Source organism: Pseudomonas sp. HB05, from assembly GCF_016756915.1.
GTDB lineage: Bacteria > Pseudomonadota > Gammaproteobacteria > Pseudomonadales > Pseudomonadaceae > Aquipseudomonas > Aquipseudomonas alvandae.
This window is the reverse complement of the sequence record NZ_JAESPG010000001.1, coordinates 474,427-492,929: the sequence shown is the minus strand read 5'-3', so window position 1 is coordinate 492,929 and position 18,503 is coordinate 474,427. Positions and strand designations below refer to the sequence as shown.

Below are 18,503 nucleotides of genomic sequence, written 5' to 3'. Positions count from 1 at the left end.
ACTTTCCTACTCAAAATTTATTTGCCAATGTCTCACTAATAACTATGATCAACCTGTCACGACGCAAGTGACAATCCATACAAAAAAACACATCAACAAAGCAAAGGAGTTTAACAATGAAAACAATCCATCTAGAAGCTAATAAAATTGCAAACCTGGCGAGCCTGATTATTCCAAAAGCCGCTAAGTAAGTAATAAGTGGGGCCGAGGAGTGCCGGCAACTCAGCCCCATTCAACTTATGAGCCACTGCGGGGTCAAAATCGATGCATATAAATCCGAGCCTCTTTATACTTGCGCACCCGCCATGCCAGATTGTCTGGAACTATGAAAACCACACCCAGCATGAACTCGAACTCGACTATTCTACACGTCTAGCTCAACTCACTAGCGACCCAACTTTATTCGACAAGCACAATCCCATTGATATCGATCTATTAGAAGCTGGGATACTTATAGCAGAGCCCAAAAAACCTTTAGATTGGAAATGGGATTCATTGTCTAAGATATTCCATATCGGCACAAAAAATATTCCTTGCGAAACTGTTCCTCAAAACGTGACCGAATGGGCAAAGCTTTATCTGGAACATTGCAACGAAGTCCTCGAGTCGCCAGCACCTCCGGCCAAGATAAAACCGGACTTGAGCAAGCTTATTTTCCTTTCGCCCTGCTCGTGGGAGGACCTTCAGGACGTTTCTCTGGCGCAGACGCTTGTCGACCGCCGCACGTCTCGCTCATTCAGCGAAGAGTCCATTTCGCTAAAGCAGGTCAGCACCCTGCTTTATCTGACGCTAGGTTACCTGAACGAACGACCTTTCGTTCCCGGAGCTGACCAGCCGGAAGCCTTGGGCGCGCGACGCAGCAGTCCCTCTGGTGGAGGTTTGAATGCCTGCGATGGCTACCTTTACGTGCGCAACGTCGAGGGGTTGAAAGCCGGTGTCTACGCTTATTACCCGGATAAACATGTCTTGAGCCTGATCGGCCCGCTACCGGCTGAACCTTTGGGCCTGTTGTTAAGCGGACAACATTTCATCAATGCGCTGCCATTCGGGCTATTCCTCACCTCCCGATTCGACAAACTCTGGTGGAAATACGAACACTCCCGCACCTATCGGATGGCTTTCATCGAAGTGGGACACGTGTCTCAGGTATTTCTGATGGTCGCGACCGGTCTTGGACTCGATACGTGGCTGACCGGAGCGCTAACTGATTGCAAGGTGGAACAACTGCTGGGCCTTAAAGAAAGTCCCGAGCAACCATTGTTTTTTGTCGGTTGTGGCCGGGGCGACGGGCAAGTGCATTGCGAAGCACTGAGGGCATTGGCCAATACTCAGGACATTACCCCATGACTGGCTCAACCTTTACGCAAACGCCTTGCTACACCCTAGGCGACTGGGACAACAAGGCAGCGGTGCGCGTGCGCAAGGACGACTACCGCCTTCCCGAGGATCTGGAGCAACAGTTGTGGGTCAGGGACTGGTTCCCGCCGGCCTTCGTCCCCTATATCGAACACCCGCTGATCAAGGCAGCTGGACGTTCCATCGTCCAGCGTCTTGAGGCTAATCACCTAGTGTATTTCTTAGACTACACCACGTTGCTGGAACACCGGGTCGTCAACCGTTCCGTGGAGACCATCGTTCATGGCGAACTTGACGTGACGATTCCGAACATGATGAAAACTGCCGCGCTGCAGCTCTATACCGATGAAGGCTATCACGCGCTGTTCTCCAATGAAGTAGCCGAGCAGGTCGCCGCCATGTATGGCATCGGTGATCGTCAAACGCCGAGACGCATTGAACGGCTGCTGGGCATGATCGATAAAATCCATTCGAAGCATCGTCCCCTGGCATGGTTCCTGATGGGATTCGTCTCTGAAACAATAATCGCCAAAGAGCTGCTGGCCATCACCCGCGAAAGCTTGGTTTCCACGGTGTACCGAATGCTCAGGAATCATCTTGAGGACGAAGCACGCCACAGTCGCTACTTTAGCGAAGTGTTCCAGTTTCTGTGGGCCGTCCTGGCCCCACCACAGCGCGATCAGGCCGCAAGGATGTTACTGGAGATCATAGGGCTTTATTTCGAACCAGACGCGTCCTGGCTAATGAGTAGCCTTGCCAGCGTAGGCTTCGACGAGCAGTCATCCCGACTGATCATCGCAGATCTCTTGCAACCAGACGCCCATATACAACGGCTTCGCTCCGGCACGGTATCGACGTTCGCAGCCATGAAGAAGGCGCGCTTCTTCGACAACGAACACAACCGACAGCTTTTTTCTCAAGCGGGGTTTATCGATGGCTGACACCAAGATCCTTATGCAGACCCGCAAACCTGCTGCCGTCGGTTTGCTACTGACGCTGACCTTGCTTGGCGTGTTTCCGATAGATGTGGTGCTGCCCTCGTTCCCTGCACTGTCCGAACACTTTCAGAGCCCATCATCCGATATCGCCCTGTCTGTCAGCCTGTTCGCGGTGGGCATCGCCCTTTCGCAACTGCTGATCGGTCCGCTTTCCGACGTTATGGGACGAAAAAACCTGCTGTTGATCGGGATCACCATTTCAGCGGGTGGAGCAACAGGTTGCGTACTCGCCGACAGTTACTGGTCCTTTCTCTTCTTCCGTGTCGTCCAGGCCTTGGGGTGCGGTTGTTTCGTGCTGTCCCAAGCGCTGATCCAAGACCTGTTCACCGGACAGGAACAGCAGCGATTGCGAGTCTTGCTGGTCACCTGCGGCGGGATTTTTATTTCCGTTTCGCCCCTGGCTGGCACCGGGCTGCAAAGCTGGATGGGCTGGCGCGGCAGCTTCCTGGTGTTCATTGCCCTGGCAATTGGCGTATTCGCAAGCGCCTGTCATTTGCTTGAACGCTCCCCGTTCGGCAGTCAATCCAGGCGTTTCAATATCATCGCATCCTATCGAAAGGTCTTCGGTGACTTCAGTTTCATCGCTTATTGGTTAACCTCGGCGCTGGCTTTTTCCTGCCATTTTTCGTTCATCGTCATTTCCCCCCTGGTGCTGATCGACCAGTTGCACTTATCACCCGAGGCTTTTTCGCTGGTACTGCTGGGCTATGGGCTGGCCTATATCGGTGGGGGCGCGGTGGCGTCCGTGCTGAGCAATCGAGTCGATCCACAGGCGCAAATCGTCACGGGGCTGGGCCTGATCCTTGCCGCAGGCCTCCTGATGCTGGGGCTCGCCAATTACCTAGGCTTGTCGATCACTACTCTGTTAGCGCCCATGATCGTTTGCACCGCCGGAACGACCATTGCCAGGGCGGCAGCCAACAACCAAGCCATGACGATATTTCCGGCGCAGGCTGGCACGTCCGCCTCGGCCGGTAGCGTACTGATCTTTATTGTCGGCGGGATAACCAGTGCCGTGATCAGCCTCACCCCGCTGGACTTACAGCTGGCCCTGGCCCTCTGCCTGATCCTGCTCAGCCTGCTGGGGCTGGTACTCAATGCCCTGGTCCGGCAGCGTGGCAAGGGCTTGTTGCCCGGCTGAACCCCGCCAGTCGTCATCCCGCGCACGACATTGGCGCCCGATCAGCGCTTTGCGTCATTTCATCCTGACGCCAGCGGTGTAGAATCGTGGCATTCATCGCCATTCATCCCCGGCGGGTTTATGAGCTCATGCCGAGGCGCGCAGCGATCCTGCAAAGTCATCGGCCACTTCCAGGCACACGGCCAATCCCGAGTGTTCCAGAGGTCGACAGAAGCTCACTTCCCCTTTGATATTTGATTAGCCGCCCGGAGTGCTCCATGCCTGATTACCGCTCGAAAACATCCACCCATGGCCGCAACATGGCCGGCGCCCGTGCCTTGTGGCGCGCCACGGGGATGAAGGATGACGACTTCAAGAAGCCGATCATCGCCATTGCCAACTCCTTCACCCAGTTCGTACCGGGCCACGTCCACCTCAAGGACCTGGGCCAACTGGTTGCCCGTGAAATCGAGCGCGTCGGCGGCGTTGCCAAGGAATTCAATACCATCGCCGTGGACGACGGCATCGCCATGGGCCACGACGGCATGCTCTATTCGCTGCCGAGCCGGGAGATCATCGCCGACTCCGTCGAATACATGGTCAACGCCCACTGCGCCGACGCCATCGTGTGCATTTCCAACTGCGACAAGATCACCCCCGGCATGCTCATGGCCGCCCTGCGCCTGAACATCCCGGTGATCTTCGTCTCCGGCGGCCCGATGGAAGCCGGCAAGACCAAGCTCGCCAGCCACGGCCTGGACCTGGTCGATGCCATGGTGATCGCCGCCGACTCCAGCGCCTCTGACGAGAAGGTCGCCGAGTACGAGCGCAGCGCCTGCCCGACCTGCGGCTCGTGCTCCGGCATGTTCACCGCCAACTCGATGAACTGCCTGACCGAAGCCCTGGGCCTGGCCCTGCCGGGCAACGGTTCGACCCTCGCCACCCACAGCGATCGCGAACAATTGTTCCTGCAGGCTGGCCGGACCATCGTCGAGCTGTGCAAGCGCTACTACGGCGAAAACGATGAATCGGTATTGCCACGCAACATCGCCAACTTCAAGGCGTTCGAAAACGCCATGACCCTGGACATCGCCATGGGCGGTTCCACCAACACGATCCTGCACTTGCTGGCCGCTGCCCAGGAAGCCGAGATCGATTTCGACCTGCGTGACATCGACCGCCTGTCCCGTCACGTACCACAACTGTGCAAGGTCGCGCCGAACATCCAGAAGTACCACATGGAAGACGTGCACCGTGCCGGCGGGATCTTCAGCATCCTCGGCTCCCTGGCCCGTGGCGGCCTGCTGCACACCGACCTGCCGACCGTGCACAGCAAGAGCATGGCCGAGGCCATCGCCCAGTGGGACATCACCCAGACCACCGACGAGGCCGTGCATCACTTCTTCAAGGCCGGCCCGGCGGGTATCCCGACGCAAACCGCGTTCAGCCAGTCGACCCGCTGGGAAACCCTGGACGACGACCGTGAAAACGGCTGTATCCGCAGTGTCGAGCACGCGTACTCCAAGGAAGGCGGCCTGGCCGTGCTGTACGGCAACATCGCCCTGGATGGCTGCGTGGTGAAAACCGCCGGCGTCGACGAGTCGATCCACGTATTCGAAGGCAACGCCAAGATCTTCGAAAGCCAGGACAGCGCCGTACGCGGCATCTTGGCCGATGAAGTGAAGGCCGGCGATATCGTGATCATCCGCTATGAAGGTCCGAAGGGCGGTCCGGGCATGCAGGAAATGCTCTACCCAACCTCCTACCTGAAGTCCAAGGGACTGGGCAAAGCCTGCGCCCTGCTGACCGACGGTCGTTTCTCCGGCGGCACTTCAGGCTTGTCCATCGGCCACGCCTCGCCGGAAGCAGCGGCTGGCGGCGCCATTGGCTTGGTACGCGATGGCGACAAGGTCCTGATCGACATTCCAAACCGCTCGATCAACCTGTTGATCAGCGACGAGGAACTGGCCGAGCGCCGCATCGAACAGGACAAGAAAGGCTGGAAACCGGTGGAAGTGCGTCCGCGCAAAGTCACCACGGCCCTGAAGGCCTACGCCCTGCTCGCCACCAGCGCCGACAAGGGCGCGGTGCGCAACAAGGCGATGCTGGACGGGTTGTAAGCGCCCCGAGCCGCAAACAAAAATGCCCCGCCAAGTGCGGGGCATTTTTTTGGGCTTCAGCTCGGCCCGTTGAGCCAAGTGATCTTCGTGGCGAGGGAGCTTGCTCCCGCTGGGTCGCGAAGCGGCCCCAAAATTCGCCCCTCACCTCAATGTATGAGCTGACGACCTTGGGGCTGCTGCGCAGCCCAGCGGGAGCAAGCTCCCTCGCCACAGGGTTCCTTGGTATTACTGTGGGGACAGGGTTTATTGGATATCTTCCGGCTTGACGATCACCCAGTTCTTGTCCGCCGTCACCGGCAGTCCTTCCTTGGCTTGGGCAGCCGCGTGCTTGGCCATCATGCCGTTGATCTGGGTCATGTATTTGTCCTTGCGGTTGACCCACAGGTGAATGCCGCCCTTGGCCACGTCCACATCGTGGAACAGCATGTAGCCGTCGCTGCTCGGCGTATCGCCAGCCACCAGAACCGGTTTTTTCCATTCGTCGATGTAGGTCAGGATCGCGGCATGCTTGCCAGCCATCCAGGTTGCCGGGGTCCATAGATAGGGCGTGTATTCCAAGCCCAGGTTGGCCTTTTCGTCATACTTGCCGGCAGTGATCTGCTTGCGTGCCGTGGTCAGTTCACCGGTCTTGCGGTCCTTGAGCAGCGTGGTCACGCCGATCACGTTCTGTGGCTTGAGGTTGTAGCCGTACTTCGGGTCCGAGGCGACCATGCGCACCAGTTCTTCGGAAGCGGCGGTCATGACATAGACCTCGATGCCGTTTTCCATCAGCTTGTTGTACAGCTCGGCCTGGCCGGTGAAGACTTTCGGTGGGTTGACGTTGTATTGGACTACCTTGTCGCCATCGTAATAGGTGGTCGGCACCGGCTTGCCGGAAGCCATCAATTCGTCGACATACCCCTTCAATTCCTCGAGCGTGAACCCGGAGAATACCTGGGCCACCCACGGGTAGCAGACCATGTCGTCCACTTCGCACAGGCGATAGTAATAGCTGAACAGGCTTTCCTTGTGATCCGCCGTGTCCTTGAACGGCATCAACTTCAAGGACGGATCGAGTTTTTCCCGAGTAATGAGCCCCTTGTTCTCCATGAATGGCAACAACGACTCTTCGAGGTCATAGCGGTAACTGGTGTTGTCCATGTCGAACACCGCGTAGTTACCCTTGTTGGCATTGGCCGCAATCATGGCCTCCAAGGCCTTGGCCTGTTCCGCCGGCCAGTGCTTGAGATCGGTGGCGAGCGCTTGGCCGGCGAGGCTCAGGCCTAAAGCGACAGCGAGCAAGTGAGGTACGAGCTTCATCGGCATTACTCCCATTTGATAAGAGTTCGACGCTAACAAATGCCTGTGACAGATCTCGCCTGTGGGCGACCGCTTGCGTCTCGATAACGGCAGCGACATGTCCCTGGGCGCCAGCGGCTTATTCCAAAAGCGACAGTAAACATTCTTTTTTAGTATTAATTCTTTAGATTTCAGACTGTTAGGCTTTCCGGCTCACAGTCGCGGCGCTTGGCGGCTGGCAAAGTCTTATCGGAGCTATTTCATGAATGTGCCGCTGATACTCAATCTGTTGGTGTTCATCGGGCTGCTGTTCGGCCTGGCGCAAACCCGCCACGGCACTTGGAGCCTGGCGAAAAAGGTATTGCTGGCGCTGGTGCTGGGCGTGGTGTTCGGCATCGCCCTGCATACGATTTACGGCGCAGGCAACCCGGTGCTCAAAGCCTCGATCGGCTGGTTCGACCTGGTCGGCAATGGCTATGTGCAGTTGTTGCAGATGATCGTGATCCCGCTGGTCTTCGCCTCGATCCTCAGCGCCGTGGCGCGCCTGCATAACGCCTCGTCCCTGGGCAAGATCAGCTTCCTGACCATCGGCACGCTGCTGTTCACCACCGCCATCGCGGCACTGATCGGCATCGGCCTGACCAACCTGTTCGGCCTGACCGCCGAGGGCCTGGTGGCCGGTACCCAGGAGCTGGCGCGCCTGCAAGTGATCCAGAACGATTATGCTGGCAAGGTCGCCGACCTGAATATCCCGCAACTGTTGCTTTCGTTCATTCCGCAGAACCCGTTTGCCGACCTGGCACGGGCGAAGCCGACGTCGATCATCAGCGTGGTGATCTTCGCCGCATTCCTGGGTGTCGCGGCGTTGCAGTTGCTCAAGGATGACGCCGAGAAAGGCCAGAAAGTGATCAATGCCATCGACACCTTGCAAGGCTGGGTGACGCGTCTGGTGCGCCTGGTGATGAAACTGACGCCGTACGGCGTATTGGCATTGATGACCAAGGTAGTCGCCGGCTCCAACCTGCAGGACATCATCAAGCTCGGCAGTTTCGTGGTGGTGTCGTACCTGGGGCTGGGCTTGATGTTCGTGGTCCATGGCCTGCTTGTATCGGCGGCCGGGATCAATCCGTTGCGCTTCTTCCGCAAGATCTGGCCGGTGCTGACGTTCGCCTTCACCAGCCGCTCGAGCGCTGCAACCATCCCGTTGAGCATCGAAGCCCAGACCAGCCGCCTCGGCATTCCCCGTGCGATCGCCAGCTTCAGCGCCTCGTTCGGCGCCACCATCGGCCAGAACGGTTGCGCCGGGCTATATCCGGCGATGCTGGCGGTGATGGTCGCGCCGACCGTGGGCATCAACCCGCTGGACCCCGTGTGGATCGCCACGCTGGTCGCCATCGTGACCTTGAGCTCGGCCGGGGTGGCCGGTGTCGGTGGCGGCGCGACATTTGCCGCGCTGATCGTGCTTCCGGCGATGGGGTTGCCGGTCTCGCTGGTGGCGCTGCTGATCTCTGTGGAGCCGCTGATCGACATGGGCCGCACCGCGTTGAACGTCAGCGGCTCGATCACCGCGGGGGCGATCACCAGCCAGGTGATGCAGCAGACTGACAAGGCGCTGCTGGATGCCGAGGAGCATGGGGAGCTGGTGCACGCTTGACTCGGCGGCGCCAGATAGATTGCCTTCGCGAGCAAGCTCGCTCCCACAGGGATCAGCACTGAACACAAATTTCATGTTCGCCAAAAATCCAATGTGGGAGCGAGCTTGCTCGCGATGCTTTTAGCGCTTTTCCCAGACTTCGAAACTGTAGGCCGGCTTGTCCCCTTCAGCCGGATTCGGCTGGTTCGACACCAGCGTCCATAGGCTCGAATCAAACGCCGGGAACCACGCGTCCCCTTCCGGGCTCAGCGCCACGCGGGTCAGGTACAGCCGATCAGCCTGGTCCAGCGCCTGCGCATAGAGCTGGGCCCCGCCGATCAGCATCAGCTCGTCCACCCCCTGTTCCAACGCCCAGGCTTCGGCCCGCTCAACGGCGGCCTCAAGCGTGGAATAAACCTCCGCGCCTTCCAAGACCAGGTCCGGCTGGCGGCTGACCACGATGTTCAAGCGACCCGGTAACGGCCGACCCAGGGAGTCCCAGGTCTTGCGCCCCATGATGATCGGCTTGCCCAGGGTGGTGGCCTTGAAGTATTTGAAATCCCCCGGCAGGTGCCAGGGCATGCTGTTATCGATGCCGATCACACGGTTTTCACCGAGGGCTGCGATCAGGCTTAAGGGAAGTGTTTTTTTCATGACGCGAGGATACCAGAGGCCCTGACCGGCGCCACAGCGGTTATGCTCTTTGCTCATTCGAGCAACGGAAGCACCCGTGACAGAACTGCAGAACCTCTGGCTGACCGAGACGATACGCCTGCGTGAAGAACACGCCGGCCCGCTCGAGGACCAGGAAGCCAATCGCCTGGCCCGTGCGGCAGGAGGCGATTTAACCACCCGCATCCGCCACCGCGCCCGCTGGCTGGCCGACCGCGATGGCCTTACCCAAGCCCTGCGCCATTGGCTGCAAGGGGCGCGCCTGGCACTGGTGGTATTGGCGGTGCTCGCCATCATCAGCGGCGCCGGCCTGGGGTTTGCCGCGCTCGGCGATGGGCGTGCGCCGGTCAATGTCTTCTGGGCCTTGGGCAGTCTGTTGGGGCTGAACGTGCTCCTGCTCATCGGCTGGGCCCTGGGCTTGATATTCGCCGGGGAACAAGGCGCCACGCTGGGACGCCTTTGGCTGTGGCTCAGCGAAAAACTCGCCCGCGATGCCAAGGCCGCCCAACTGGCGCCAGCCCTGTTGCTGTTGCTGCAACGGCACCGGCTCAATCGCTGGGCCCTCGGTATGCTGGCCAACGGTTTATGGCTGTTGGCGATGCTCAGCGCGTTGGTCATCGTCTTGCTGCTGATGGCGACCCGGCGCTATGGCTTCGTCTGGGAAACCACGATTCTCGGTGGCGAGACCTTTGTCGCCATGACCCAGGCCCTTGGCGCGCTGCCGGCCCTGCTGGGCTTCAGCGTGCCGACCGTCGAGATGATCCGCGCCAGCGGCGACGCCGCGTTGAATATCGAGAGCGCCCGCCAGGCCTGGGCCGGCTGGTTGGTCGGCGTCCTGTTGGTCTACGGCGTGCTGCCGCGCCTATGCCTGGCGCTGCTGTGCCTGTGGCGTTGGCGTCGTGGCCGCGCCAGCCTTCGCCTGGACTTGAACCTGCCTGGCTACGCGCAGTTGCGCGAGCGGTTGATGCCCAGCAGCGAACGCCTGGGGGTCAACGATGCCGCGCCCGCGCAACTGCACCGAATCGACAGCACCATCGGCGCAATGGAAAGTGACGGCGCGTTGCTGGTGGCGATCGAGCTGGACGAACGGCCCTGGCCGCCGAAGCTGCCCGATTCCGTTAAAAACGCCGGCATCCTCGACAGCCGCGAGTCTCGCCACAAACTCCTGGAACAACTGTCGCGCTTTCCACCCGCGCGCCTGGCGATTGCCTGTGATCCACGGCGCTCGCCGGACCGCGGCAGCCTCGCGTTGATTGCCGAGCTGGCCCGCAGCGCCAGCGCCACCCGTGTCTGGCTGCTGCAGGCGCCGCCCGGCGAAGCGCTGGACGGCGAGCGCCTGGGAGACTGGCATAACGCGCTGCAACAGCTGCAACTGCCGTTTGCCGACTGCGCCCCGATGAACTGGCTGGAGACCGGCCATGACTGAATCCTTCAAACCTCTGAAGCTCGCGGTGGTCGGCCACACCAATGTCGGCAAGACCTCCTTGCTGCGCACCTTGACCCGCGACGTCGGCTTCGGCGAAGTCTCCCACCGCCCGAGCACCACCCGTCATGTTGAAGGCGCTCGCCTGTCGGTGGATGGCCAGGCGCTGTTGGAACTGTACGACACACCGGGGCTGGAAGACGCCATCGCCCTGCTCGATTACCTCGAACGTCTCGAACGTCCCGGTGAGCGCCTGGACGGCCCGGCGCGGCTTGCACGCTTCCTCGACGGCAGCGAGGCTCGGCAACGCTTCGAACAGGAAGCCAAGGTGCTGCGGCAATTGCTCGCCAGCGATGCCGGGCTGTATGTCATCGATGCCCGCGAGCCCGTGCTGACCAAGTACCGTGATGAATTGGAAGTCCTCGCCAGTTGCGGCAAACCGTTGCTGCCAGTGCTCAACTTCGTCAGCAGCGCCCAGCATCGCGAGCCTGAGTGGCGCGAAGCCCTGGCGCGATTGGGGCTGCATGCGTTGGTGCGCTTCGACAGCGTCGCCCCACCGGAAGATGGCGAACGACGCCTGTATGAAAGCCTGGCGCTGTTGCTGGAAAGCGCGCGCGAACAACTGGAGCGGCTGATCACCGATCAACAGGCCCAGCGCCAGGCGCGCCAGCAGAGTGCAAAGCGCCTGATCGCTGAACTGCTGATCGACTGCGCCGCCTGCCGACGCAGCGTTGCCAGCGATGCCGATCTGGAGCACCAAGCCATCAGCCAATTGCGCGACGCCGTTCGCCAGCGTGAGCAGCGCTGCGTCGAAGCCCTGCTCAAGCTCTACGCCTTCCGCCCCGAGGACGCCGCGACTGGCGACTTGCCGCTGCTGGATGGCCGCTGGGGCGACGACTTGTTCAATCCCGATACCCTCAAGCAACTCGGTGTACGCGTCGGCGGCGGGATCGCGGCGGGTGCAGCGGCTGGTGCAGGCGTGGATTTGCTGGTGGGCGGGCTGACCCTTGGCGCGGCCGCCCTGGCCGGGGCGATTGCTGGCGGTGCGCTGCAAACAGCCCGCAGTTATGGCAACCGGTTGATGGGCAAGCTCAAGGGCCAGCGTGAACTGACCGTGGACGACGGCGTGCTGCGCCTGCTGGCCTTGCGCCAACGGCAATTGCTGCAAGCGATCAACCAGCGCGGCCATGCGGCGATGGACAGCATCCGCATCGCCACCCCCCAGGACAAGACCTGGCGCGAGGGCAAGCTGCCCGAGGCGTTGGGCAAGGCGCGGGCGTATCCGCAGTGGTCGTCGCTCAATGCCAACCCGCGATTGAGCCAGGCCGAGCGACAAGAGCAGATCGAGCAATTGGCCGAGCAGCTCTAGCCCACCAGCCTAAGCCTTCCTCTGTGGCGAGGGGATTTATCCCCGCTGGGTCGCGTAGCGGCCCCGGCTTTCCATTGGATGCGCTGCTGCGGCCGATATTTTTTGGGGGCGCTTCGCACCCCAGCGGGGATAAATCCCCTCGCCACAAAAAAGCGATTCGCCGCAATTATTCTGCGGCCAACGCTTTTAGCGTCGAAGCCGCTTCCGCCAATTCAAGTTCATTGAACACCCGTACGCCATGCCGCTTGAGCAACGCCGCCGTCACGCCTTCGCCACTGACTTTCACACCACTGAACGTGCCGTCATAGGTCAGCAGGTTGCCGCAAGACGGGCTGTTGGCCTTGAGCACAGCGATCCGGATGCCGTGTTCACGCACCAGGTCCAATGCCTGATGCGCACCGGACAGAAACTGCACGGTCACGTCCTCGCCGTCGGTGGTAATCACCGCCGCGTCGCCATCGAGCACCTGCGCACCCTGCCCACCGGGAATCTCCGCAGCCGCCCGAGGCGTGGGCAAGCCGCCGGCGACTTCCGGGCACAGCGGCACGACCCGACCCTCGTCGAGCCATTGCTGGAGCTGATCGAACGGGCCACTGGCGCCACCGTCGTAGCGTACGCGGTGACCGAGCAAGCAGCGGCTGACGAGGATTTTTTCCATGTTCAGAACAACTCGTTGCCGCGACGCCGGAACCAACCGGTCAACGACAGGCGATCACGGGTGGCCGGCAGGACTTCATGGGGAATGTCCCCGGAGAGAAACACCACCAGGCAGCCGCCCGTGGGCACCACGTCATGCTCCACGCCGTCATCCAGGTACATGCGCAATTGACCACCGTGTTCCGGCAACCAGGCGTCGTTGAGATAGAGCACCGCCGAGACCATGCGCCGGTCATCATCCCGGAATCGGTCGACGTGCTTGAGATAGAACGCACCCGGCGGATACAGGGCAAAGTGGCTTTCGAAATCCTCCAGGCCCAGGAACAGCCCACGGTTCAAGGCCTCGCGCAGGCTGTCCATCAGCGCCAGGTAACGATCGCAGGCGTCGACCTGGCCAGGCTCGATCCACTGGATGCGATCACCCCGAATACCCTCTCGAATCTCGGAAAACGGCCCGCGCCCGACGGCGGCCGGGGCCAGTTCGCCTTCAACGGCGCGCTGGCGGCATTCAGCCGCCAAGGCACGCGTCAGCGCATCCGGCAGGAAGATGTTCTGCTGCGACCAGCCGCGCTCGGCCAGGTCGTCGACGATACGTAACAGCAACGGATGATCAGAAGGTATTTGCATGGCGCGCATAGTATTCCTGTGCCTGCAAAACCGACAGCGCCGCGCAGCAGATCAGCCACGCCCAGGTAGCACCGCCGTACGAACTTGATACGAATTCTCGACAAGTTCCCGTACCCCACGGAGAATAGTCCGCTGCTGACAGGAGTCCCTATGCGCCGTTTGCTTTTCTCACTGTTGATGTTCTGCGTTTTGCCCGCCTGGGCAGACAGCTACGACCAGTTGTACAAGGTCGCCGGCTGGCCGGAACAGCGGGCGCATTTCAATGACGCCTTGAGCGCCGCGCAGCAGCGTTACCAGAGCAGCCTGCCGCCGGCGGTGTTCCAGGCGCTGGTGAACAACAGCAATCAGCGTTTCGCGCCCCAGGCCATGGATCAACGGGCCGAGGCCCAACTGCGCAAGAAACTGGCCGACCCGAACCCAGCCCTGAGCTTTTTCCAGACGCCGCTGGGCCGTAAAGTCGTCGCTGCCGAACTGCTTGCCACTCGCCGCGATCAATTGGCGAAGAACGCCAAGGGCCTGCCGAAGATGCAAGCCAGCGACAACCGCCTGCTGATCATCGGCCACCTGGCCCAGGCGCTGCCCGCCCGTGAAGCGGGTGCCGAAGTCAGCCTGGCGATCGCCGGCGTGGCCGCCGACAGCCTGAGCTCGATGATTCCCGGCCTGCTGGGCGGCGGCCAGGCCCAAGGCATGCTGAACGGCCAGCGCCAGCGCCTGATGGACCAGATCGGCGCAGACCTGAGCAACACGCTGCTGTACGTCTACCGCGACCTGAGCGACACCGAGCTGGAAGAGTTCGCCACCTTCGCCGAGTCGGCCGAGGGGCAGGCGTATTACCAAGCCGCCTTGGCGGCGATTCGGGCGGGGTTGGCGGTGGGGCAGAACCTGGGGCAGTAGTTCAGCACCGCTATCGCGAGCAAGCTCGCTCCCACAGGGACTGAATGCACAGTTCCATTGTGGGAGCGAGCTTGCTCGCGATTGACGGTAGCCCAGTCACCGCCGATCCCGGCTCATCCGCTTGGTCAAGAACCCAAACATCTCCTGCCGAATCTCCAGCGCCTCGTTCGCCAAGTGATGCCGTCCTTCGGGCAGCATCAACACTTGCGGCCGGTCGAACTTACCGCGCAACACCTGCAGGTTATGCCGCCAATCCACGGTCATGTCCGCCTGCCCCTGCACGATCAGCGGCTGGCGCGAGCTGCTCGGCGCCGCCTCGATACGCTTGATCCATTGCGCCAGCGCGCCGACCCACGCGGTGGGCAGGCGCAGCGGTTGCAGTGGGTCGGCTTGCAGGAATGGCAGGAAATCCGGATCGGTGGAGTTCTCGCTGAAGCGCCGGGCAATGCCGGTCACGAACGGCTTGAGCAGGTAATAACTGAGGCGTGACCAGCCCCAGGCCCGAGGTCGCACCAAGGGCGACAACAGGATGACCTGGCCCTGGGCCGGACTTTGCGCGCCCTGGTTGAGCACATGGTCCACCACGATCGCCCCGCCGGTGCTTTGTCCGCACAGGTGCCAGGGTTGCGGCAAATCCGCCGTTCCGGCCTCAGCCAGCAGGCCTTGCAGCGTTGCCTGATAGTCGGCGAAATCGCCAATGCTGGCGCGCTCTCCACCCGACAGGCCATGGCCCGGCAGATCGCAACTGATGACCACGAATTGCTGGTCCAGAGCCCACTCGATCAGATGCCGATACAACCCCATATGGTCGTAATAACCGTGAAAGAGGAACAAGGTCGCCACGGCTTTTTCCGGCCACCACACCTGGCCTACCAACTCATACCCGGCGCGCTCGAACCGTCCCAGGCCTCGGCGCAAGGTACGTGTCGGGAAATCCAGCCCATAGAAGCGCTGATAAGCCTGCGCTTGCGCAGAAAGGGGCTGCCATTGCGCCAGCGGTTGCAGGCTGGCGCGCAGTTGATCGGGGTCGAAAGAGGCAGGCATCAAGAGTCCAGGCAAAAGCGCATCGCGCGAAACAGGCTTTATGAGCCTGCGATATTCATCTGTCGCGCCAGGCATGGCAAGCTACGCCGCTTCAGAGGATCGACTCCATGCGCTCGTCCCACCGCACGACCTTGCTTGCCAGCCTTATCGCCCTCGGGTGCGCCGCCGTGCTGTGGTTCGCCTATGACTGGTTCCAGGGGCGCTTCCTTCGGGCGTTCAGCCAGCATACCGCGGTGTTTTCCGGCGATCCTCTGCGCCTGCCTCCCGACCTGGCCGGCCCCGGCGCGATCCGCCTGGTGCATTTCTGGGATCCGGCCTGCCCGTGCAACGTCGGCAACCAGCAGCACCTTTCCGAGCTGATCGACAAATACTCAGCCCAAGGGGTCGAGTTCTATGCGGTTCAGAAAACCGGCAGCCAAGGCCACCTACCCACCAACCTGACCCACCTCAAGCCCCTGGCCGCGTTGCCCGGCTCGGGGCAGATTCCTGCCAGTCCCGCGGTGGCGATCTGGGACCGCGCTGGCAAGCTGGCGTATTTCGGGCCTTACAGCGAGGGCTTGACGTGCAACTCGAGCAACAGCTTTATCGAACCGATTCTCGAAGCACTAAGTGTTAACCGGGAAGTTAACGCGACCCATACGCTCGCGGTGGGCTGTTATTGCACATGGTCGACTTCGAATTGATCTAATCAAACTACGATACGTATTGGCAAGATGCCCAGCCTAGCCGCGCGAAGTTGAGCACTTGCTCTTTTCTAGAGCTCTTGCTCAAAGTGACCGTTTTAGCTGAACCGTTTGTCGGATCCAATTTTCCCAAGCGCGCCCGATACGCCTCTTTTTTGCCTTCAAGCCCCAGGCCAGCCGGGTTGCTCAGCGGTTTTCGAGGCGCTTCGACCGTCGAGCTGAATCGATTAACAACCGCCGCCCCTACGTGAACTTTTCTTTAATCGCTTCTCTAAACCCGTACAGCAGATGTTGATCACCTATTCGGTTGCGCGGCGGCGCTATATATCGAGGAAGTTGTACACGCCTTTTCATCGTTTTACTTGTCGACCCTCCTAAACCAAACAAAAAATGGAATCGTCAGTGATGCAAAAGTTGCTATGCGCTGCACTTTCCACTCCCACCAAAGAGGATGCTCTCAACCTTGAGGCGTTTGCCCAGTGCGTGGCCCCGCTAGGGGTCGATGTGCTGTTGCGCGGCGAAACCGGCACTGGCAAGGACACCCTGGCGGAAAAGATCCACAGCATGTCCGGCCGTCCCGGTAAATTCGTCGCCATCAACTGCGCCGCCATTCCCGAATCCCTGGCGGAGAGCCAGCTCTTCGGGGCCAACACCGGGGCATTCACCGGGGCCAGCCAGAATCGCGCGGGGTTCGTCGAAGCCGCGCACAACGGCACCCTGTACCTGGATGAAATCGACAGCATGCCGCTGGGGCTGCAAGCCAAGCTGCTGCGTGTCCTGGAGTCGAGGACGGTGCAGCGGCTGGGCTCGACCCAGAACATCCCGGTGGACATGCGGGTGATCGCCTCGGCCCAAAGCCCATTGGCGGACATGGTCGAACGTGGCGAATTTCGCCGGGATCTCTATTTTCGCCTGAACATCATCAGCCTCAAGTTGCCGCCGCTGCGCAGCCGCAAGGAGCGCATCGTGCCGCTGTTCCAGACCCTCGTGCGGCGCGAAGCCCAGGCGCTGGACCGCCCCTATGTCGCACCGTCGCCGGCGCTGCTGCGCCAGTTGCTCGGCTACGCCTGGCCCGGAAACATTCGCGAGTTGCAATCGGCCGCCAAGCGCTACGTGCTCGGCCTCCCGGCACTGCCCCGCGCCGAGCAGCTGGAGCACAACAGCTCGACGCTCAAGCTGAAGGAACACTTGCAGCAGTTCGAAAAGATCCTCATCGAAGACTGCATGCGCCGTCACCATCACTGCATCGACAAAGTCATCGCTGAACTGGGCATCGCCCGGCGCACGCTGTATTACCGGATGAAGTGCCTGCAAATCTCCTCGAGTTGAGTGGATCGGTGGAACCGTTTGCGTAGCGGTCGCCACTTAACCGTCGAGACGTTCACGATCGTCTCGCCATTCCACAATCCGGAGATACGACTATGAGTTTCGGTGGAGCTTCTCTCGCCGCCTCCATGGCTGCCATGCAGCAGATGGACGCCACGTCGGCGGCGATGACGACCATGAAATCCCAATTCGACCAGAAAAAACTGGTCGCCGACACCATGAATGCCATTTCAGCGGAGTCGATGGACAGCGCGACCAAGGCCATCACCGCCATGGGGGAGGCGTCGAAAAACATACGATTCTGACCCTCTCGCTCCAGCCCCGCTCCGGCGGGGAACCTCACGTGCGATGAGAGGAGGCCCTATGCAGATCCATACGCCCGACAGCCTTCACGCTCCCAGGGACTTGCCCCGCGACGACACGACGCAGCGCCCCACCTCGACCTCGGCGGGCCTGGCGAATCTGCTCGCCGAACATCTGGCACAGCCGGGTGCGGGCAACCGGCTGCGCGAATCGCTCGTGCAATGGGGCAGTGAGCACGGCTCGACAGGCGGCCAGTCCCGGCCAGGCCTGCCCAGCCCGCAGGACAGACTGGCGGCAGAGACCGAAGCGCCTCTGCACCTGGTGCTCGAAGACATTCTTGAAGAGATCAACGGTGGCACCGGCTCCACACTCGACGTCGACATCGATGACGCCTATTCCAACGAAGACTTGTTCAACGACCTGGCGCAGATGCTCGCCCATCGCCGGCAGCCCATCGGCGACAACGATGTCGACAGCCAGAGCGATTTCGGCAACGCCAATAACCCGTTCTGTGGCGCGCTGTTCGGCGCCTGGGAGATGGAGGGCGACCACGCCACGCGGCGCAGTCGTCATGACACGAGCCTGTCGCTGCTGCTGCAGATCATCGCGGTCCTGGGCCGGAGGAAATTGCTGACGCTGCTGGACATCGACGAAGAGGAACGGCAGGCGCGCTATGAACCAGAGGACCTGGACCTGCTGTTCGAAGTCGCACGATTCATGGACCAGCACCCGACGCGCTATCCATCACCAACAGGCCCCGATGCAGGGCAGTGGACATGGACCGAACGCGTTGCCTGCGGTGCGTCCCTGGATGCTCGCGAAACCCGGTTGGTCCAACTTGCCCTGGAAGAATTGGACCTCGCCCTCGCCCGCCTGTCCGGCCAGCACACCCCGATGATGCGGCGCGGCCGACGCAGCCGGGAAGAAATTGAGTTCCACCTGAGCGTCACCGGTAGCGCTCGCAACGTCTTGAAGCTGATGTACGCCTGAAGCCCACCCT

The 18,503-nt window shown here is 61.0% G+C and carries 17 protein-coding genes; 12 read left to right on the top strand and 5 right to left on the bottom strand.

What is annotated here, in order from left to right; all coding sequences use genetic code 11:
- Positions 1 to 264 precede the first annotated feature (264 nt).
- The 4 genes from JMN22_RS02275 (at position 265) to ilvD (ending at position 5,594) form a co-directional block, all read left to right on the top strand.
- A complete protein-coding gene (locus JMN22_RS02275) occupies positions 265 to 1,347 on the top strand; it encodes a SagB/ThcOx family dehydrogenase (RefSeq protein ID WP_198796893.1) in 1,083 nt (360 codons plus the stop codon).
- The gene (locus tag JMN22_RS02270) at positions 1,344 to 2,297 is read left to right on the top strand and encodes a diiron oxygenase (protein ID WP_198796894.1); all 954 of its coding nucleotides are present in this window, start codon (positions 1,344 to 1,346) and stop codon (positions 2,295 to 2,297) included. The genes JMN22_RS02275 and JMN22_RS02270 overlap by 4 nt, the downstream gene beginning before the upstream one ends.
- Complete coding sequence (locus JMN22_RS02265; protein WP_198796895.1) at positions 2,290 to 3,495, top strand: MFS transporter; 1,206 nt, start codon at positions 2,290 to 2,292, stop codon at positions 3,493 to 3,495. The genes JMN22_RS02270 and JMN22_RS02265 overlap by 8 nt, the downstream gene beginning before the upstream one ends.
- A gap of 257 nt (positions 3,496 to 3,752) precedes the next feature.
- The gene (gene ilvD / locus JMN22_RS02260) at positions 3,753 to 5,594 is read left to right on the top strand and encodes a dihydroxy-acid dehydratase (RefSeq protein WP_198796896.1); all 1,842 of its coding nucleotides are present in this window, start codon (positions 3,753 to 3,755) and stop codon (positions 5,592 to 5,594) included.
- A 243-nt stretch (positions 5,595 to 5,837) separates the two neighbouring features.
- On the opposite strand, the gene JMN22_RS02255 is transcribed toward ilvD, so the two are convergent.
- A complete protein-coding gene (locus tag JMN22_RS02255; RefSeq protein WP_030138379.1) occupies positions 5,838 to 6,893 on the bottom strand; it encodes a phosphorylcholine phosphatase in 1,056 nt (351 codons plus the stop codon).
- A gap of 241 nt (positions 6,894 to 7,134) precedes the next feature.
- Between JMN22_RS02255 and JMN22_RS02250 the strand changes: the two genes are divergently transcribed.
- Complete coding sequence (locus JMN22_RS02250; protein WP_198796897.1) at positions 7,135 to 8,526, top strand: L-cystine transporter; 1,392 nt, start codon at positions 7,135 to 7,137, stop codon at positions 8,524 to 8,526.
- Positions 8,527 to 8,646: 120 nt separating this feature from the next.
- Here JMN22_RS02250 and JMN22_RS02245 read toward each other — a convergent pair whose 3' ends face one another.
- The gene (locus JMN22_RS02245) at positions 8,647 to 9,159 is read right to left on the bottom strand and encodes a dihydrofolate reductase (protein WP_198796898.1); all 513 of its coding nucleotides are present in this window, start codon (positions 9,157 to 9,159) and stop codon (positions 8,647 to 8,649) included.
- Between the two features lie 76 nt (positions 9,160 to 9,235).
- Between JMN22_RS02245 and JMN22_RS02240 the strand changes: the two genes are divergently transcribed.
- On the top strand, positions 9,236 to 10,603 hold the full coding sequence (locus JMN22_RS02240) for a DUF2868 domain-containing protein (protein WP_030138382.1): 1,368 nt from the start codon (positions 9,236 to 9,238) through the stop codon (positions 10,601 to 10,603).
- Positions 10,596 to 11,969 carry a DUF3482 domain-containing protein gene (locus tag JMN22_RS02235; protein ID WP_198796899.1) on the top strand — a complete coding sequence of 458 codons (1,374 nt, stop codon included), beginning with the start codon at positions 10,596 to 10,598 and terminating at the stop codon, positions 11,967 to 11,969. The genes JMN22_RS02240 and JMN22_RS02235 overlap by 8 nt, the downstream gene beginning before the upstream one ends.
- 166 nt (positions 11,970 to 12,135) lie before the next feature.
- On the opposite strand, the gene JMN22_RS02230 is transcribed toward JMN22_RS02235, so the two are convergent.
- Entirely contained in the window at positions 12,136 to 12,627 is a 492-nt protein-coding gene (locus JMN22_RS02230) for a DUF523 domain-containing protein (protein ID WP_198796900.1), read from the bottom strand.
- 2 nt (positions 12,628 to 12,629) lie between these two features.
- Positions 12,630 to 13,262, bottom strand: coding sequence for a 2OG-Fe(II) oxygenase (locus JMN22_RS02225; RefSeq protein WP_030138385.1), 633 nt, complete (start codon positions 13,260 to 13,262; stop codon positions 12,630 to 12,632).
- Between the two features lie 141 nt (positions 13,263 to 13,403).
- Between JMN22_RS02225 and JMN22_RS02220 the strand changes: the two genes are divergently transcribed.
- Entirely contained in the window at positions 13,404 to 14,147 is a 744-nt protein-coding gene (locus tag JMN22_RS02220; RefSeq protein WP_198796901.1) for a DUF2059 domain-containing protein, read from the top strand.
- 96 nt (positions 14,148 to 14,243) lie between these two features.
- Here JMN22_RS02220 and JMN22_RS02215 read toward each other — a convergent pair whose 3' ends face one another.
- A complete protein-coding gene (locus tag JMN22_RS02215; RefSeq protein WP_198796902.1) occupies positions 14,244 to 15,191 on the bottom strand; it encodes an alpha/beta hydrolase in 948 nt (315 codons plus the stop codon).
- A 107-nt stretch (positions 15,192 to 15,298) separates the two neighbouring features.
- Here JMN22_RS02215 and JMN22_RS02210 point away from each other — a divergent pair, with 107 nt between their 5' ends.
- From JMN22_RS02210 to JMN22_RS02195, 4 genes are all read left to right on the top strand, one after another.
- Positions 15,299 to 15,874, top strand: coding sequence for a DUF6436 domain-containing protein (locus JMN22_RS02210; protein ID WP_198796903.1), 576 nt, complete (start codon positions 15,299 to 15,301; stop codon positions 15,872 to 15,874).
- Positions 15,875 to 16,279: 405 nt separating this feature from the next.
- Positions 16,280 to 17,203 carry a sigma 54-interacting transcriptional regulator gene (locus JMN22_RS02205; protein ID WP_198796904.1) on the top strand — a complete coding sequence of 308 codons (924 nt, stop codon included), beginning with the start codon at positions 16,280 to 16,282 and terminating at the stop codon, positions 17,201 to 17,203.
- 92 nt (positions 17,204 to 17,295) lie between these two features.
- Entirely contained in the window at positions 17,296 to 17,505 is a 210-nt protein-coding gene (locus tag JMN22_RS02200) for a hypothetical protein (protein ID WP_030138390.1), read from the top strand.
- Positions 17,506 to 17,563: 58 nt separating this feature from the next.
- Positions 17,564 to 18,493: a type III secretion protein gene (locus tag JMN22_RS02195; protein ID WP_030138391.1), complete on the top strand. Its 930-nt coding sequence runs from the start codon at positions 17,564 to 17,566 to the stop codon at positions 18,491 to 18,493.
- The last annotated feature ends 10 nt before the right edge of the window (positions 18,494 to 18,503 follow it).

What these genes read in the sequence shown, in the direction of transcription:
- JMN22_RS02275 (WP_198796893.1), top strand. Translation starts at nt 265, where the DNA reads ATGCATATAAATCCGAGCCTCTTTATACTTGCGCACCCGCCATGCCAG.
- JMN22_RS02270 (WP_198796894.1), top strand. Translation starts at nt 1,344, where the DNA reads ATGACTGGCTCAACCTTTACGCAAACGCCTTGCTACACCCTAGGCGAC.
- JMN22_RS02265 (WP_198796895.1), top strand. Translation starts at nt 2,290, where the DNA reads ATGGCTGACACCAAGATCCTTATGCAGACCCGCAAACCTGCTGCCGTC.
- ilvD (WP_198796896.1), top strand. Translation starts at nt 3,753, where the DNA reads ATGCCTGATTACCGCTCGAAAACATCCACCCATGGCCGCAACATGGCC.
- JMN22_RS02255 (WP_030138379.1), bottom strand. Translation starts at nt 6,893, where the DNA reads ATGAAGCTCGTACCTCACTTGCTCGCTGTCGCTTTAGGCCTGAGCCTC.
- JMN22_RS02250 (WP_198796897.1), top strand. Translation starts at nt 7,135, where the DNA reads ATGAATGTGCCGCTGATACTCAATCTGTTGGTGTTCATCGGGCTGCTG.
- JMN22_RS02245 (WP_198796898.1), bottom strand. Translation starts at nt 9,159, where the DNA reads ATGAAAAAAACACTTCCCTTAAGCCTGATCGCAGCCCTCGGTGAAAAC.
- JMN22_RS02235 (WP_198796899.1), top strand. Translation starts at nt 10,596, where the DNA reads ATGACTGAATCCTTCAAACCTCTGAAGCTCGCGGTGGTCGGCCACACC.
- JMN22_RS02230 (WP_198796900.1), bottom strand. Translation starts at nt 12,627, where the DNA reads ATGGAAAAAATCCTCGTCAGCCGCTGCTTGCTCGGTCACCGCGTACGC.
- JMN22_RS02225 (WP_030138385.1), bottom strand. Translation starts at nt 13,262, where the DNA reads ATGCGCGCCATGCAAATACCTTCTGATCATCCGTTGCTGTTACGTATC.
- JMN22_RS02220 (WP_198796901.1), top strand. Translation starts at nt 13,404, where the DNA reads ATGCGCCGTTTGCTTTTCTCACTGTTGATGTTCTGCGTTTTGCCCGCC.
- JMN22_RS02215 (WP_198796902.1), bottom strand. Translation starts at nt 15,191, where the DNA reads ATGCCTGCCTCTTTCGACCCCGATCAACTGCGCGCCAGCCTGCAACCG.
- JMN22_RS02210 (WP_198796903.1), top strand. Translation starts at nt 15,299, where the DNA reads ATGCGCTCGTCCCACCGCACGACCTTGCTTGCCAGCCTTATCGCCCTC.
- JMN22_RS02205 (WP_198796904.1), top strand. Translation starts at nt 16,280, where the DNA reads ATGCAAAAGTTGCTATGCGCTGCACTTTCCACTCCCACCAAAGAGGAT.
- JMN22_RS02200 (WP_030138390.1), top strand. Translation starts at nt 17,296, where the DNA reads ATGAGTTTCGGTGGAGCTTCTCTCGCCGCCTCCATGGCTGCCATGCAG.
- JMN22_RS02195 (WP_030138391.1), top strand. Translation starts at nt 17,564, where the DNA reads ATGCAGATCCATACGCCCGACAGCCTTCACGCTCCCAGGGACTTGCCC.